The following is a 16,090-nucleotide window of genomic DNA, read 5'->3' on the forward strand; positions in this document are numbered from 1 at the left end:
ATTAGATGGAAAGGGTTCAATTATGAATACAGAAAAATTTATTCAAATGCTTGCAGAAAAAGGAATTATCCTTTCAGAGAAGCAGCTAGAGCAATTTGAAACGTATTTTCAAACATTGGTAGAATGGAACGAAAAAATGAATCTTACTGCTATTACAGAGAAAGAAGATGTGTACTTAAAACATTTCTTTGACTCTATCACTGCGGCGTTTTATTTTGATGGACTAAAGATGCCTGCAACGGTCTGTGATGTTGGAGCAGGAGCGGGATTCCCAAGTATTCCATTAAAAATTGTGTTTCCAGATTTAAAAGTAACAATAGTAGATTCTTTAATGAAGAGAATTCATTTTTTAGAGCATTTGGCTAAAATGCTTCAATTAGAAGAAGTAGAATTTATTCACGACCGTGCTGAAACCTTTGGAAAAAACAAAGAATATCGAGAAAGCTTTGATATTGTAACTGCTAGAGCAGTAGCCAGGCTATCTGTATTAAGTGAATTATGTTTACCACTTGTAAAAGTGGGAGGCACCTTTATTGCAATGAAAGCTGCAAGTGCGAAGGAAGAGTTACAAGCAGGTCAAAAGGCAATTTCTACTTTAGGCGGGAAACTAGTGACGACACATTCTTTTGTTTTACCAAAAGAAGAAAGTGAACGAAACATATTAATAATCGTTAAAGAAAAACAAACGCCAAAGAAATATCCAAGGAAACCAGGTACGCCTAATAAAGAACCAATTGAATAAATAGCTGCTTCACCTGTCCCTTGCTATTCTAGACAGGTGAAGCAAAATGAATCTTTCTTATTAGGACTATATCATTTTTCTTAACTACTATATAATATAACTATTAATGGCAAATTCTATGAAAATTCGAGAAGTTTCTTATTATAAGTGCGTCTTCAAAAAGAAGGATAAAAAGGACCAAGAAGCCAACGAAGAAATTCGACGTGTCATTTTACCGGACTTTTTGAACAACCTCTATAAATTAATATAATTTGCAGGACATGCTATTCATTTTAGAGAATATGTAATAGGGAGTTTCGTAAAGGTGGTGCAGGGTGATGAAGCCTTCTTTCTCACGCTTTTTTGGCCTAGGCGAAAAGGAAGATCAAACGGAAGCAATTCAAATTGGAGCAGAAGATGCTAATGAGGAGTTGGAGAAGTTGGGGAGCAATGAGGAGATTAATAAAATTCCTATAAATCAAATTGTTCCAAACCGTTTTCAGCCAAGAACGGTATTTGATGATGAAAAAATTGAAGAATTATCAAGAACTATCCATACACATGGCATTATTCAACCGATTGTAGTAAGAGAATTTGAAACCGATAAATATGAAATCATAGCTGGTGAGAGAAGATGGCGAGCTATGAAAAAATTAGGGTGGGAAGAAGTTCCTGCCATTATTAAAAATATGAGCGATACAGAAACAGCATCTGTTGCGTTAATTGAAAATCTCCAACGCGAGGAGCTTTCTCCTATAGAAGAAGCAATTGCTTATGGTAAATTATTAGAATTACATAATTTAACTCAAGAAGCACTTGCACAAAGGCTCGGAAAAGGACAATCAACAGTAGCTAATAAATTAAGACTATTAAAACTTCCAGAAGAAATTAAGGAAGCTTTATTAAATAAACAAATTTCTGAGCGACATGCAAGATCTATGATTCCATTAAAGGAAAAAGAAAAACAAGTACATTTACTTCAAGAAATAATAGAAAAGAATCTAAATGTAAAGCAAACAGAAGAACGAGTGCTAAAGATGCTTGAACAATCTGAAAAAAAGCCAAAACCTAAGCGCAGAGCTTTTAGTAAAGATATGCGTATAGCAGTTAACACGATTCGACAATCATTAACAATGGTTTCTGATAGTGGCATTAATCTTAATGCAGAAGAAGAAGAATTTGATGATTTTTATCAATTTACAATAAAGATACCGAAGAAGAAATAATAAAATAGTCTATTTTATATCATTTATTAGTGAGGATATGAACCATTTTGGTTTAATTTCTCACTTTTTTTCTGTTTAAAAGAGCTTTTATCTAATTAATCATAATTTGTAGAATATAATGGAACTCCTATTGAGTTTTTGTTCGTTCATTCGAATCGTTTTTAAGAGAAACCTTTTTATTTTCCTTTTTATTACTATTATTTAATTAAAAATATAGGAGAATTTATCCTTTATAAGTGGATAGGAAGCACTATCCATACTGTAAGAAAAAAACATTGCTTGAAAAAAAGACGATATTTAGTAATTTTCATGATAAAATAATATACATGGTTACATATATAGTTATATTATGCTAATGAGAGCGGAATTTGGCTATATAAATCATAACAAATAGTAAATATCAATCTATGTTCTATAAATGTATAACTTTTTTGCTTAAAGCGCCGTATGGAAGTGGACGATTGAACGTTTCGGAGCTACTATTATAGACGCCTTGCATGTTTATTTTATTTTATGGTAATAAAGGTAGGTGACATCATGGGAAAAATAATTACGGTTGCTAATCAAAAAGGGGGAGTTGGCAAAACAACTACCTCAGTCAATCTTGGCTCTTGTTTAGCATATATCGGGAAAAAAGTATTATTAGTAGATATTGATCCACAAGGGAATGCAACTAGTGGAGTAGGAATAGAAAAAGCAGATGTAGACTATTGTATTTATGATGTATTAGTAGATGATTTGGAAGCACAACAAGTAATTAAAACAACAAATGTCGAAAACCTTCAAGTTATTCCAGCAACCATTCAGCTAGCTGGTGCAGAAATTGAACTTGTTTCTACCATATCAAGAGAAGTTCGCTTAAAAAGAGCCCTTGAAGAAGTAAAAGATAATTATGATTATATATTGATTGATTGTCCGCCATCTTTAGGGTTACTGACGATTAATGCCTTAACTGCGTCTGATGCAGTTTTAATTCCAGTTCAATGTGAGTATTATGCATTGGAAGGATTAAGTCAATTATTGAATACTGTGAGACTTGTGCAAAAACATTTAAATCATGAATTAGCCATTGAAGGCGTTCTTTTAACCATGTTGGATGCTAGAACAAATTTAGGTTTACAGGTTATTGAAGAAGTAAAAAAATATTTTCAAGATAAAGTATATAAAACCATTATTCCAAGAAATATTCGATTAAGTGAAGCTCCAAGTCATGGGGAACCTATCATTATTTATGATCCAAAATCTCGGGGGGCAGAAGTTTATTTAGAATTGGCAAAGGAAGTGGTAACTAGTGGCTAAGGGATTAGGTAAAGGTCTTGATGCTTTTTTTCCAAGTATGAAGGTAGAACAGGAAGAAGTTATTAAAGAAATAAGTATAAAAGAACTTCGACCAAACCCTTATCAGCCAAGAAAAGTCTTTGAGAAGGAAGCAATTGAAGAACTAAAAGCATCAATATTAGAGCATGGAATATTACAGCCGATAATTGTTCGGAAAAGTATTAGAGGGTTTGAAATCGTTGTTGGTGAACGTCGATATCGTGCAGCAAAAGAAGCAAAACTTGAGGTAATTCCTGCAGTTGTTCGTGATTTATCAGAAAAACAAATGATGGAATTAGCTGTATTAGAAAATCTTCAGAGAGAAGATTTATCTCCGATAGAAGAAGCTCTTGCTTATCAATTGCTTATGAAGAAACAAAAAATAACACAAGAAGAACTTTCAAAGCGTCTTGGAAAAAGCAGACCACATATAGCGAATCATGTTCGATTATTATCACTGCCTAAATCGATTCAAGATTTTATTTCAAATGGAACCTTGTCTATGGGGCACGGAAGAGCTTTGTTAAGTTTAAAAAACAAAGAAAAACTTTCATTAGTCGTAGAAAAGGTAATAAAAGAAGCATTGAATGTTCGACAGCTAGAGCATTTAATTCAACAAATGAATGAAAATGTTCCACGTGAAACAAATGAGGAAAAAAAAGAATCAAAAAGTGTTTTTATTAAAGAGCAAGAATCCTATTTACGTGAAAAATTTGGTACTACTGTCCATATTAAAAAGGCAAAAAATAAAGGAAAAATAGAGATTGAGTTTTTTTCAGAAGAAGACTTGGAAAGATTATTACAATTGTTTACAATAGAAAACAATTAATAATGGATTTTCCGCTTAGTTTATACATGTATTCTGCTCTAATAGAAGCACTTCTCTCCTGAATATCCAAGTGATTCTCTTGAAAAGGTGATAATCACTTTTCTGAGAAGTTTGTCTTATTTTTATCAGGAATAGGTGCTTCCGTTTTTTTTTGGTAAAGGAAGAGAGTATAAGTTTCTGAAGTCTGGCAAGTGTCTAGCTCTGACGTTCAGGATGTATAAGGGGAGGACGTGATGCATGTATAACCCCAGTGAGTATTGCCTCCTGCCTCTAAAAATAAAAAACACTTTTTGAGTCAGGAGAATGTTTTTCTTCGAAGTTAAACAAGGCGCCACGCACTTTTCCCATTAACTTACGGAAACCACGGATATGCTGGAAATTTGTTATTAAACAAGTAAGCTTAGTCTATGATGTTCTTACTTTATACTTCAAGCAGCCTATTTTGCCAACATTTTTAATTTACAAACGCTGGTTAAAAACAACAATCGCTTAGAAAAGACCTGCTAAAAGAACATTTTAGATAGAAATATTGAAAAAAGTATTATTACAATATTTACCATTTTAATAATACTAGACAAGATACTCAAGAAAACAGCATTATTACAATAATATAAGTGATTGATTATACTGGTCGCTCCTTTAGTGGAAACTCTTTTAGTTCTGCTGTATTCATATAGCGTAAACTGGAGTGATATATTCCTTTTGAAATCGTTTTAGCCATATTTAGGACTAAGCTTAATCTGGTATTTTGTAACACTAAAAATTCCATAAATCCACTAATGTTTACAATGCCAGTTATATGAATATCACCAACATGCGGAAGTTCTTTTTTTACACCACTCCCAGGTTTTACTGGACCATCTCCTAGTTGAATGATTCCCACACTCTTCATTCTTCCTAAACAAGCATCGATGCCAATGATGAAAGGGTTTTCGTGGAGTTTATAAATTTCTTTTAAACGTTCTTCAAGATTAAGTGCATGGATAGGATCATCTAATGTGCCATAAACGTTAAAAGGAGTTATATTTTTTTCACTTAATAAAGTACCAATAAGTGGACCTAATGAATCTCCAGTTGATCGATCTGTTCCAATACACACAAATACAATAGGTTGATTGGATGTAGTAGGGGGTAAATAATTAGATAAAGAGTCTGCAAGTTTATAAGATGCTAATTGTTCATTATAAGCAATCCTAACTGGAAGCTCGTTTTTCTCAAAAAGATTAGAATATATGGTCATTAGATCAACTCCTTTATCACATAAGACTAAAAATAGGGCATTTCAATCTAATTAATTCTTTTATTTAGGGTGAAAATTTATGATATGAAAATGTTCTATTGGAAAATAAAAAAACCTAGAATTTTTATAGTAGTAACAGTATACGGAAATATATTGTATTCTATACATACCCAGTAGTAATTCCTTTGAAAAGGGGAAAAAGAAGGTGTAATGATTAATAAGTAAGTCAATAGTCATTCCCTATATTATTACTACAAAGTCTGGTGAAAACCTGTTAAAATAAATTTATTTTATAAGAAGAATAAGTTAGTTGAAATATAAGAATCCATTTTACATAAAAGAATAATTGGGATGCATCAATCTTAGAAGAAGAGGTGGAAATAGTGAATAAATTAGAAGAGGGGCTTTCTAATGGATTGAAGCTTTTTACTAATGAAAATTTATGGATAAATATAGGTAGAGGCGCACTAAGAATTGTTATAATCCTTATTGTAAGCACTATCTTAATAAGGTTAGGAAAATTAGCAATAAAAAATATTTTTAAAATACGTACTCATTCTGCTATTCGAATAACAGAAAGACGTGAGGCAACTCTGGCGAAGCTGCTTGAAAATACTATTAGATATGTAGTTTATTTTATTTCAGCTATGGCGATATTATCTGTTTTTGATATAAATGTACAGGGGTTATTAGCTGGTGCTGGAATAGTTGGTTTGGCTGTAGGTTTTGGTGCTCAAAGTTTAGTTAAGGATGTTATTACAGGATTTTTTATTATATTTGAAGATCAGTTTTCTGTGGGAGACTATGTTCGAATTGGTACTTTTGAAGGCACTGTTGAAGAAATTGGACTTCGAACTACAAAAATAAAAAGCTATACTGGTGAGGTGAATATTTTACCAAATGGTAGTATAGTGGAAGTAACAAATTTCTCTGTTAATAATAGCAAGGCAGTAGTAGATATTAGTATTGCCTACCAAGGAGATATAAATAGAGCTGAAAGTGTAATTCAAGAGCATATAAAAACGTTAGAAGGTAAATATGAACAAATTGTTGGCGCGCCTGAATTTTTAGGTATTCAAAGTATTCAAGGATCTGAAATTGTTCTTCGGATTGTAGCAGAAACATTACCGACACAACAAGTTGCGGTTTCAAGAATATTAAGAAAAGAAATAAAAAATGTGTTGGATGAAAATGGTATTGAAAGTCCTTATCCAAAATTAGTTATGTATTCTAAACCTGATAATAGTAATTAGGAGGAAATATGGAGCCGAAAGAGTATGGAATAAATGATATTGTGGAAATGAAAAAGGCCCATCCTTGTGGGACAAATCGATGGAAGCTTATTCGGATGGGTATGGATATTCGAATTAAATGTGAGGGCTGCGGTCATAGTGTTTTAATTCCTAGGAAAGAATTTTCAAGAAAGATGAAGAAGGTTTTGGTGAAGCACGAAGAATAATTTATGAGCGCTCCTGAAAAGAGGGTTAAACGCTGCAGAGTAATTGGGTGTGTAAGCCTATTTTCAGGATAGCCCACCATGCAACAAATTTGCACCATGGACGATGAAAATAGGCAGCAGTTTGATTAAGTTCGTTGATATGTTGAAGCAGGGAGCAGCCGGAATACACGAAGACTCCTATGGGATTTGCGGGACAGGCGAGACCCCGCAGGAGTTTACTCCGAGGAGGCTCGGCGCCCGCCCCATGGAAAGCGAAGTGTATTCCGGCTGCGAACCCATTGAGAGAGAGAATATACGTCGATTGAGTACATTCTGTTTGCTTCGATAATTAAAGGTCTTTAAGAGCCAGATATTTTACAATTTTATTTTTTTTTTGGACATTTTGAGCATGAAAATTGATTCATGCTTTTTTTGTTTTTTATTAGAATAGTTGCATTCTGGTGTGGGGGAATGGTGCTTCAGCTTGTTTTATAAATGACCCAAGAGAAATAACCTGTAGCTTAAGGACGGCTACTTGTCTTTTTTTAGTGTTGAATCTATAATTGTTAGAGGTTTATAAGTAAATTAAAATTGCCTTCTATTGTCCGTTAATTAGAAGGTTTATATAGGGGAGTGACAATATTGGCATTAACAGCTGGAATAGTAGGATTGCCTAACGTTGGGAAATCAACATTGTTTAATGCAATTACACAAGCAGGAGCAGAATCGGCTAATTATCCGTTTTGTACAATAGATCCGAATGTTGGAATTGTAGAAGTACCAGATCAGCGTTTAACAAAATTAACAGAATTAGTGCAACCGAAAAAGACGGTGCCGACAACTTTTGAATTTACAGATATTGCTGGAATTGTAAAAGGTGCAAGCAAAGGTGAAGGTCTTGGAAATAAATTTTTATCTCATATTCGTGAAGTAGACGCGATTTGCCAAGTTGTTCGTTGTTTTGCTGATGATAATATTACCCATGTATCCGGAAAAGTAGACCCAATTTCTGATATTGAAACCATTAATTTAGAGTTAATTCTTGCAGATTTAGAATCTGTGGAAAAAAGAATTGGCCGTGTCGGAAAAATGGCGAAACAAAAAGATAAGGATGCTTTGGCTGAGTTAGAAGTGCTAGAACAACTGAAAATAGCTTTTGAAGAGGAAAAGCCGGCTAGAACAGTAGAATTTACAGAAGAGCAGGCTAAAATTGCAAAAGGTTTGCATTTGCTAACTATTAAGCCCGTTTTATATGTAGCAAATGTAGGAGAAGATGAAATTTCAGACGCTGCAAACAATGAATATGTTAAGCGAGTAAAAGAATTTGCGGCAAATGAACAGGCAGAAGTAATTGTTATTTGTGCAAAAATAGAAGAAGAAATTGCAGAGCTTGAAGGGGAAGAAAAAGAAATGTTCCTTGAAGAGCTGGGAATTGAGGAATCTGGTTTAGATCAGCTCATTCGTGCGGCTTATCATTTATTAGGTTTAGCTACTTACTTTACTGCAGGTGTACAAGAAGTGCGTGCATGGACATTTATTCAAGGCATGAAAGCTCCTCAATGTGCAGGCGTTATTCATTCTGACTTTGAAAGAGGATTTATCCGCGCTGAAACGGTTTCTTACGATGATTTATTGGCAAGCGGCAATATGGTTGCGGCAAAAGAAGCAGGAAAAGTACGCTTAGAAGGAAAAGAATATCTTGTAAAAGATGGAGATATCATTCATTTCCGCTTTAATGTTTAAAAATATAATTATCTGATGGATGCAGCTTCGGGTTTATTCGGAAACGCAGAAATCGATCCTTTTTAAGAGCGTCTATCTCATGTATAGACGCTCTTAATGTATTAAAAAATAAGATTATAAAATTCTATATACTAATTCAGTCGAATGTATAATCTTAAATACCTGTCAACGCGTTGATTTTTTCTCTTTTAAGAATGCTAAATCTAAAAAGGAAAAGCCTAAAGACAGCCCTAATGCGGTGAATAAAAATCCATAAGAAGTATTTTTAACTGGTTGAAAAAAATAATTTAATATGTAATTGATAACACTAAATAATATAAACAAAGCAATACATTTTAATGTCCTTTTTCTTCTTTCATTCCCAGGCATTCTTACAATAGCAATAACACCTAGATATAAAGCAAATAGTAGTACAAAAATTACGTAGCTTATTACAAATATTGTAGAAAATAGATTATCAATATTTTTATAGATAATAAATACGATACTAGTTGTACTTATTAGAAAGAGGACAAATAAAATGAAGTTTAATAAGGCATATTTTTTGTTCATATTTCACCTCCATCATTGTTTTAACATTTTTATTATCTCAAAAAGGAAAAGCTTTTTCATTCTTCCTTTTCCCTTAACCTGAAAATCTTGATAGTTTAAAACTAATATAAAAGTTAATACGTATGGTAGAATCCAGCATGATATTGTGTTATTTATAAGAAATTCAAAGTGCTTCATTGCTAATATTTTTTTTATATGATATAATTCTACCTTGTGAGTAATGTTTAATTGCTCCTTGCCCAAAATGGGCCGTTTAGACCAAAAGGAGGTGAAAGTGATGAAAAAGTACGAAATTATGTACATCATCCGCCCGAATATTGAAGATGAAGCTAAAAAAGCTCTAGTTGAGCGTTTTAACAGCATTCTTACTGATAATGGAGCGGAAGTAGCTGAAGCGAAAGAGTGGGGTAAACGTCGTCTTGCATACGAAATCAATGATTTCCGTGACGGATATTACCAACTTGTGAAAATGAACGCTACACCAGTAGCGGTTGAAGAATTTTCTCGTTTAGCGAAAATTAACGAAGATATCATTCGTCATATCGTAATTAAAGATGAAGCTAAATAATAATTAAAATAAATTACTGTTACGTTTCACGTGAAACATACATGGAAGAAGGGAGTTGAGACTGATGATGAATCGTGTAGTTCTTGTTGGCCGTTTAACAAAGGATCCTGATTTACGATATACACCTAATGGAATAGCTGTGGCATCTTTTACACTTGCAGTGAACCGTACTTTTACGAATCAGCAAGGCGAAAGAGAAGCAGATTTCATTAACTGTGTTATTTGGAGAAAACCGGCTGAAAATATTGCTAATTTCTTGAAAAAAGGAAGTTTAGCAGGAGTAGATGGTCGAATTCAAACTCGTAGTTATGAAGGACAAGACGGTAAACGGGTCTATGTTACAGAAGTTCAAGCGGAAAGCGTACAATTCCTTGAACCTAGAAATAGCTCTGGAAATAATAGAAATGACAACATGAATTATGGTGCACCAAGAGAGCAAGATAATCCTTTTGGGTCCAATAATTATCAGAATCAGCGACCTCAAAATAATCGCAACAACAACAACAACCAAGATTATACAAGAGTAGATGAAGATCCATTTGCAAATAGCGGTCAAATCGATATTTCAGATGATGATTTACCATTCTGACCGCCTTATAATTGTCTAATTCTAAATATACAACCTAATACCTTGATTTATAAAGAGGATATACCAATTTAGGGTGTCTAATTCTTATTGGGTATTAGGAGGATATTTGAATAGATTTATTAAGAGGTCTGTTGAATGTCTAAATCTAATAAGTGAGATCTTGATATAACAGGTTTATAAAGGATTTGAGATGTCTAAATCTTAGATACGTCTAATCTCTAATAAATCATTAAGGGGGAATATTCTTTCTTGGATTATTCATCCCCTTTTAACCCAGAACAGAAAACCATAAATGGAAAAATAAGGAGGGAAATCATAATGGCAATGGGAGGACGCAGAGGCGGACGTGCAAAACGTCGTAAAGTATGTTATTTTACAGCTAACGGTATCACTCACATCGATTACAAAGATGTAGATTTACTAAAGAAATTTATCTCTGAACGTGGTAAAATCTTACCTCGTCGTGTAACTGGTACAAGTGCTAAATACCAACGTAAATTAACAACTGCAATCAAACGTTCACGTACTATGGCTCTATTACCGTATGTATCAGGTGAATAATAAATAAAAAAGGACATCCATCTCTTCTTGAGTTGGATGTCCTTTTTTATTTATTATAGGTCTTTTAGCTATCTAAGTCTAAGAAGTGTTTATCATGTATTAATTTTCTTTGAACTATATAAATCATTAAGGGGAATATTCTATAATGGACTGTGCTATCCCCTTGTAAAAAAATGTAGACTATGTTAAAGAATAGTGTCGATATTGATAGATTCCTAAGTTCCTAGTATAATCAGAATAGGAACAAGTGTTCGTAGAGGTGGATAGTCTAATGTATCAGGTTAAAGAAACTTCTAACTCTTTTGTATTGGTGGATAAAGATATGAGGATTGTCCCAGAGGTTTTGGATTTTACGAGATATTTAGAGAGAAAAGAACATTCTCCCAATACTGTTAAAACGTATTTAGAGAAACTTAAACTATTCTATGAGTGGATGGATAAGGAGGGTTTTAGACCCTTTGATGTAGAACCAAGACACATACCTTACTTTCAAGATTATATAGATAACGCTTATGTGAATTCAGAAAGGAATAAGGAACACAAGAGTAGAGTAGCCGCCTCAACAATGAACGGTTATATTTCAGCTATACAAAGCTTTTATAAATATGGCGAAGTAATGGGATTTATTGAACCTGCAGACTATAAGGTTGCAGATAAAAGAAAAGTGAGAGATTTTAGCTATCTCCGTCATATCAACAAGAATCGTTGGAGTTCAAGTATCTGGAATGAATTTAGGCGCAAAACCAAACGAAGGGTTGATAAAAAGAGAATCTACCCTGATGAAGCTGAACATTTCTATGCAAAGATTGGAGAAGTGTTTGCCAATGATGAAGGTTTAGTAAAACGTAATCAATTAGCTTTCAAAATTTTATATGAAACTGGTATGCGGGTTGGGGAACTACTCCATCTTAGGATTAAGGACTATGATTTACCTGACCCATTCAAAAAGGTAGGTAACATATACTTAGTTGAACGAGGCGAGCAAGACGATAAGGACAGGAGACTTAAAACAGGAGAACGAACGATACCTGTGAGCCAGTCCTTATTACAAGAGATTGATGACTATGTAATGTACTATAGACCAATGAATCAAGATGAGGATTGTGAATATATCTTTGTGAACCATAATTATCCCGTAGGAAAACCACCTAATAGGAGTTATTTTGAGGAATGGTTCCGTGATGTATTTAAGAGCGTTGAGCTTGATTCACTAAAACGGAAAATAGTTACACCACATTCCCTACGTCATACGCACGCTTCAAACTTGCATGATATGGGAATGGACATTTCTGTTATTCAAGCACGAGTTGGACATAGCTCTCTTAATACAACTGCAAAGTATGTTCACGTATCAGTAGAAACACTTACGAAGTCCTATACGAATTATTTAGAGTACAAACTTCAAAAGGGAGGTGCATTCTAAATTAGTATTATACCTCTTATAAACCAGAAGGCTGATATCTGGCACATACCTGACGAAGGAAACTTGCCAGATCATTACTTTGATTTCACTGTTTTTCCCAATGAATGGTTCAAATACACAATCAAGGAAATAACCCTTCAATCTATTAGAATGGGTAAACTTTCTCTTGGTACGATAACACGTTACCATCAGGGGATTAGAAGTTTTTTTGACTTTATTGATGAATCACAAATACTATTGGAAAAATTTGCAGACATTACTCCAGAGATAGCTGAAGAATACTTATTTTGGCTTTTATTTAATTTCAAAGCACCCTCAACTAGAGCTGCAAAAGTAGCGTCTCTCAAGCATCATCTGAGGTTCGGTGTGATTATGGGGATGGATGGATTCCCTGACACTCGTGTATTTGATGGTACAGAGAATAGGATGCTTCAAACTGAAGATGTGCTTAAATCAAAGGTTATTGACGATAGAGTTATGGACTTAATCAACAGTGCTTTGGGAAAAATGGCATCTAAACCAATGTCCTTAGATGAAACCATTTGTTGGGGACTTATTAGCCTTATAAAAGAAACTGGTATGCGAATTCATGAAGCTTTAGCAACTAAAACAGAGCATATTAGCAAGGACTTAACGGGCAAACCAATTTTAGAAGTTATTAGCAAGAAAACGAAAACGGATCGTTATATACCGATTAGTGAAGAAGTGGTTAATGTGATACATCGTGTTGACAAGGCTACTATAGAAATCCAAGAAAAGTTAGGAACCAATCTCATTTTCGTTAGAAAGTTAAAGAGACCATCGAAACAGAACCTATCGGGTATTGAAAAATACAGTCAAAATACAGCTAGAGTTCATTTGGATAAATTCCTTAACCGTTTCAATATCAAAGAAGTAACATTTCACCAATTTCGTCACACAATTGGAACTGATCTAATCAATAATGGTATGACTCTGCCAGAGGTAATGGAGTATTTAGGACACGATTCAGCCCATTCTACAAGGCTGTATGCACAGATTCGTAACGATAGATTTAATAAAGAATATCGGGATCTTGGTTTTATTGGTGTTATTCAAGATGATGTTGGTAACATCATTGATAGTGAAGATAAGATTATCAGTTATGATCAACGTTTAATGGCTCAACTGCCTGACGGTGTTTGTGCTAGACCGATTAAAGAAAACGTAATTGACTGTAAAAAACCTAATGCTTGCTTATTCTGTCCAAAGTTCATTACAACTCCTGAGTTTCTAAACTTTCACAAAGATCATCTATCAAGAATCAGGGCTGATAAGGAACGATATATGCAAGAAACTTTGATTGGAACTGATTATCTTCTCTACGAAACTGAGAAAGCACTTGAGGAAATCATTTCACAACTCGAAGATATTCTAGTGTCAAAGGAGGTGTGTAATTAATGGCTAGTGATGTAACAAAGTTTATTGATTACAAACCTTCCTACTTCGAAGAGGGAAAAAGGGATTTCAAGGTTGGTAACTCGATATTTTTAGATGATATTTGGGATTTTAAAGGTCTGGCTTCCGGAGCAGAGATCCACCACGATGCTAAATATCAAGTGAAATTTAATCTCCTTAACCACCCTTCCATCAAAGAAACTGTTAAATGGTTTGCCGTTAACGATTTAATGGCAAATAATCTACAGACAGTACGAAGGAAAATAGCAGCCCTAACAGTATTCAGAAGGTTTTTAGAAGGAAATCATGATATTACGTCATTTACTGATATAACTAAGTATCGATTAGAAGAATTCTTTCAATATGTTTTGTCGGCTAAAACTGATAAAGGTCAACCGATGAGTGCGGTAGCCAGAAAGAAAGCCGCACAGGTTATACAGGAAATTTTAGTGCGTGGAGCTGTCAGAGGCTGGGATGTTCCAAAAAAGAATACTCACGTTAAACTACTGTATGATGAAATCATCATTAATAACAAATCAATAAAAAAAGGCACGAAATTAGGTAAAACTAATAAAGTTCTGCCAGACAAACAAATTGTCAGCGACATCATTAAAACGGCTCAGAATGAGCTAGAAGAACCAAATGGGGATGTTTTAACAGCAGCAAGTGTAATTCTCTCCACTCAGCTAGGAAGTCGTATTGAAGAGGTTCTAACACTTAAAACTAGATGTCTATCTTTAATTGATGGTGAAGCGTATATTACTTTCTCAACCACCAAGATAAATAAGGAACCAGTTGAGGTGAATAAGCCAGCAAACGAACAGGTCGTTAGAGCTGTTAAAAGACTTGAGGAACATACTCGTCCCTTACGTGAAAAGTCAGGTCTCCCCTACTTATTTCTCACTAGAAACAGGACATTAAAGGGATATCCAGTGACAGTTTGTAGTCACGCTAACTGGAATAAGAATAGGCTAAGACCGTGGATGATGAAACACGATTTTCGTGACGAAAAAGGCAAATTTGTCGACCTAACAAGCCACTACTTTCGGCATATTTGTGCTACCTCTGCTCTTGAAGGCGGTATGAAAACAATGGCTGTAGCTAAACTGTTAGGTCATAAATCGATTTTAATGACATCAACTTACGATCATTCCGATAAGCAGCAAATCGTAAAAGATATACTTTCTGGAGATACACCAATAGCAAGTACCAATAAAATGGTCCTAGAACAGCTTGAGGGCGAAGATAATCCATTCAAGGGTAAAACCATTGACCAAATTGAAAAAATGCGAAGAGCCTTGAAAATTGAGCTTCTACCACACGGTATGTGTACTCACCACCCTATGCGTGGAGAACCGTGCGGGCAAGATAGTATTTGTTTAGGTTGTAAGCACTTCATAGCATCAGCTAGACACCTCCCTGTTTACGAGAGTCGTCTTAATCGGGTAAACGAGGAATTAAAGACTTGTGCCAAAGATAACAGCGTTTGGAGCAGTAAACTAAAGCACCAGCAAGTTAAACTATCTGAATATATACAGGCACTTCAAGAGAAGATGGCTAATGAAGACTATCAAACGGCGATGCAAGAAGTGGCGGTGAGTATGGATGCCTAATGAAAACCAGCAAGTTGAGAAGATGGCTGAGATGAAGCGTGGGGAAACCAAGAAAAAGGTAATTAAGGCCCTTAATAAGCTCAAAAAACAAGCAGAGATAACAAAAAAGGCTATCTCTGTTAACAAGTTGGCTAAAGAAGCAGGGGTAACCCGCCAAACGCTTTATAATCGCTCAGATTTGATGGCAAAGCTCGAAGAGGTTAATTCTCTTATAATTGACAATATGGAGCCTAAAATCCCTTATGGAGCCAAACAAAAGGCAGTTCAAGAGCAACGTATTGAACGTTTACAGAATGAATTAGCAGAAGTTAAAAGTGACTTTGCAAAGCTCTTAGATCAGAATGAGGCATTAACCGAACTAAACTTAAAACTCCAAAGACGTATCGCCGACCTTGAAGAGAGGTTATACGCACCTAAGATTGAATCAGACAAGGTGGTTGAGTTGAAGAGTAAACAGTAAAACTTGTGTAGTTTTGAAATAAAGTTAAATAAAAAAGCTCATAAATTTCGATTAAATGAAAATAATCCATTTTCAAAAGTCTTTTGATTAAAATGGATTATTTTTTTATAATTGGATATTTAGCAAATTGGATTGGTTATGGGCATGGTTTGCGTTTTCCCTTGTTGCGGGAGCTTTTTATAACTCATACGAAGTAAAAAAAGAAATTAAAAGTTGGATTTACTGTGACATTCTATATTCTCTTTGTTCATTTTTACACGAATCTCTATTTTATTCATAATGTTTAAGAAACTAATTTGTTGCTTTAAATTAGATGGAAAGTGATTTATATAACACTAAATCCTAATTGCTATCCCGGTAGCAAATAATAATAGTATATTGAAATAATAATAAA

16 protein-coding genes are annotated in these 16,090 nt (G+C 34.3%); 14 read left to right on the forward strand and 2 right to left on the reverse strand.

Translation table 11 applies throughout. The annotated features are described in order from the left end of the window. Positions 1-22: 22 nt before the first annotated feature. The 4 genes from rsmG to AC5LWL_RS01125 all read left to right on the forward strand — a co-directional run bounded on the left by rsmG (position 23) and on the right by AC5LWL_RS01125 (position 4,093). On the forward strand, positions 23-742 hold the full coding sequence (rsmG, locus tag AC5LWL_RS01110; protein ID WP_493432626.1) for a 16S rRNA (guanine(527)-N(7))-methyltransferase RsmG: 720 nt from the start codon (positions 23-25) through the stop codon (positions 740-742). Positions 743-1,059: 317 nt separating this feature from the next. Continuing rightward, complete coding sequence (noc, locus tag AC5LWL_RS01115; protein WP_493436508.1) at positions 1,060-1,947, forward strand: nucleoid occlusion protein; 888 nt, start codon at positions 1,060-1,062, stop codon at positions 1,945-1,947. Positions 1,948-2,484: 537 nt separating this feature from the next. After that, positions 2,485-3,246: a ParA family protein gene (locus AC5LWL_RS01120; protein ID WP_493432627.1), complete on the forward strand. Its 762-nt coding sequence runs from the start codon at positions 2,485-2,487 to the stop codon at positions 3,244-3,246. Further along, positions 3,239-4,093: a ParB/RepB/Spo0J family partition protein gene (locus AC5LWL_RS01125; RefSeq protein ID WP_493432628.1), complete on the forward strand. Its 855-nt coding sequence runs from the start codon at positions 3,239-3,241 to the stop codon at positions 4,091-4,093. Before AC5LWL_RS01120 ends, AC5LWL_RS01125 begins: the two co-directional genes overlap by 8 nt. A 622-nt stretch (positions 4,094-4,715) precedes the next feature. Here the strand turns inward: AC5LWL_RS01125 and yyaC are convergent. Further along, positions 4,716-5,333 carry a spore protease YyaC gene (yyaC, locus tag AC5LWL_RS01130; RefSeq protein WP_493432629.1) on the reverse strand — a complete coding sequence of 206 codons (618 nt, stop codon included), beginning with the start codon at positions 5,331-5,333 and terminating at the stop codon, positions 4,716-4,718. A 383-nt stretch (positions 5,334-5,716) separates the two neighbouring features. Here yyaC and AC5LWL_RS01135 point away from each other — a divergent pair, with 383 nt between their 5' ends. The 3 genes from AC5LWL_RS01135 to ychF all read left to right on the forward strand — a co-directional run bounded on the left by AC5LWL_RS01135 (position 5,717) and on the right by ychF (position 8,514). After that, a complete protein-coding gene (locus AC5LWL_RS01135; RefSeq protein ID WP_493432630.1) occupies positions 5,717-6,586 on the forward strand; it encodes a mechanosensitive ion channel family protein in 870 nt (289 codons plus the stop codon). A gap of 8 nt (positions 6,587-6,594) precedes the next feature. Continuing rightward, positions 6,595-6,792, forward strand: a complete 198-nt coding sequence (locus AC5LWL_RS01140) for a DUF951 domain-containing protein (RefSeq protein ID WP_493432631.1) — start codon at positions 6,595-6,597, stop codon at positions 6,790-6,792. A 621-nt stretch (positions 6,793-7,413) separates the two neighbouring features. Continuing rightward, on the forward strand, positions 7,414-8,514 hold the full coding sequence (ychF, locus tag AC5LWL_RS01145) for a redox-regulated ATPase YchF (RefSeq protein ID WP_493432632.1): 1,101 nt from the start codon (positions 7,414-7,416) through the stop codon (positions 8,512-8,514). Positions 8,515-8,679: 165 nt separating this feature from the next. Here the strand turns inward: ychF and AC5LWL_RS01150 are convergent, their stop codons facing one another. Further along, on the reverse strand, positions 8,680-9,066 hold the full coding sequence (locus tag AC5LWL_RS01150) for a hypothetical protein (protein ID WP_493432633.1): 387 nt from the start codon (positions 9,064-9,066) through the stop codon (positions 8,680-8,682). A gap of 277 nt (positions 9,067-9,343) precedes the next feature. Between AC5LWL_RS01150 and rpsF the strand changes: the two genes are divergently transcribed. From rpsF to AC5LWL_RS01185, 7 genes are all read left to right on the forward strand, one after another. Continuing rightward, on the forward strand, positions 9,344-9,634 hold the full coding sequence (gene rpsF / locus AC5LWL_RS01155) for a 30S ribosomal protein S6 (RefSeq protein ID WP_493432634.1): 291 nt from the start codon (positions 9,344-9,346) through the stop codon (positions 9,632-9,634). Positions 9,635-9,698: 64 nt separating this feature from the next. Continuing rightward, the gene (gene ssb, locus AC5LWL_RS01160) at positions 9,699-10,223 is read left to right on the forward strand and encodes a single-stranded DNA-binding protein (protein WP_493432635.1); all 525 of its coding nucleotides are present in this window, start codon (positions 9,699-9,701) and stop codon (positions 10,221-10,223) included. Between the two features lie 324 nt (positions 10,224-10,547). After that, a complete protein-coding gene (gene rpsR / locus AC5LWL_RS01165) occupies positions 10,548-10,784 on the forward strand; it encodes a 30S ribosomal protein S18 (RefSeq protein WP_150442543.1) in 237 nt (78 codons plus the stop codon). A gap of 271 nt (positions 10,785-11,055) precedes the next feature. Further along, positions 11,056-12,207: a tyrosine-type recombinase/integrase gene (locus tag AC5LWL_RS01170; protein WP_493432636.1), complete on the forward strand. Its 1,152-nt coding sequence runs from the start codon at positions 11,056-11,058 to the stop codon at positions 12,205-12,207. Positions 12,208-12,270: 63 nt separating this feature from the next. Then, positions 12,271-13,626, forward strand: coding sequence for a tyrosine-type recombinase/integrase (locus AC5LWL_RS01175; protein ID WP_493432637.1), 1,356 nt, complete (start codon positions 12,271-12,273; stop codon positions 13,624-13,626). Then, positions 13,626-15,236 carry a tyrosine-type recombinase/integrase gene (locus AC5LWL_RS01180; protein ID WP_493432638.1) on the forward strand — a complete coding sequence of 537 codons (1,611 nt, stop codon included), beginning with the start codon at positions 13,626-13,628 and terminating at the stop codon, positions 15,234-15,236. The genes AC5LWL_RS01175 and AC5LWL_RS01180 overlap by 1 nt, the downstream gene beginning before the upstream one ends. Continuing rightward, positions 15,229-15,696, forward strand: coding sequence for a DUF6262 family protein (locus AC5LWL_RS01185; RefSeq protein ID WP_493432639.1), 468 nt, complete (start codon positions 15,229-15,231; stop codon positions 15,694-15,696). Before AC5LWL_RS01180 ends, AC5LWL_RS01185 begins: the two co-directional genes overlap by 8 nt. Positions 15,697-16,090: the final 394 nt, after the last annotated feature.

This window comes from Niallia sp. WK069_GA_01 (assembly GCF_983173855.1).

What these genes read in the sequence shown, in the direction of transcription:
- yyaC (WP_493432629.1), bottom strand. Translation starts at nt 5,333, where the DNA reads ATGACCATATATTCTAATCTTTTTGAGAAAAACGAGCTTCCAGTTAGG.
- AC5LWL_RS01185 (WP_493432639.1), top strand. Translation starts at nt 15,229, where the DNA reads ATGCCTAATGAAAACCAGCAAGTTGAGAAGATGGCTGAGATGAAGCGT.
- AC5LWL_RS01140 (WP_493432631.1), top strand. Translation starts at nt 6,595, where the DNA reads ATGGAGCCGAAAGAGTATGGAATAAATGATATTGTGGAAATGAAAAAG.
- AC5LWL_RS01150 (WP_493432633.1), bottom strand. Translation starts at nt 9,066, where the DNA reads ATGAACAAAAAATATGCCTTATTAAACTTCATTTTATTTGTCCTCTTT.
- rpsF (WP_493432634.1), top strand. Translation starts at nt 9,344, where the DNA reads ATGAAAAAGTACGAAATTATGTACATCATCCGCCCGAATATTGAAGAT.
- noc (WP_493436508.1), top strand. Translation starts at nt 1,060, where the DNA reads ATGAAGCCTTCTTTCTCACGCTTTTTTGGCCTAGGCGAAAAGGAAGAT.
- ssb (WP_493432635.1), top strand. Translation starts at nt 9,699, where the DNA reads ATGATGAATCGTGTAGTTCTTGTTGGCCGTTTAACAAAGGATCCTGAT.
- AC5LWL_RS01170 (WP_493432636.1), top strand. Translation starts at nt 11,056, where the DNA reads ATGTATCAGGTTAAAGAAACTTCTAACTCTTTTGTATTGGTGGATAAA.
- AC5LWL_RS01120 (WP_493432627.1), top strand. Translation starts at nt 2,485, where the DNA reads ATGGGAAAAATAATTACGGTTGCTAATCAAAAAGGGGGAGTTGGCAAA.
- AC5LWL_RS01180 (WP_493432638.1), top strand. Translation starts at nt 13,626, where the DNA reads ATGGCTAGTGATGTAACAAAGTTTATTGATTACAAACCTTCCTACTTC.
- rsmG (WP_493432626.1), top strand. Translation starts at nt 23, where the DNA reads ATGAATACAGAAAAATTTATTCAAATGCTTGCAGAAAAAGGAATTATC.
- rpsR (WP_150442543.1), top strand. Translation starts at nt 10,548, where the DNA reads ATGGGAGGACGCAGAGGCGGACGTGCAAAACGTCGTAAAGTATGTTAT.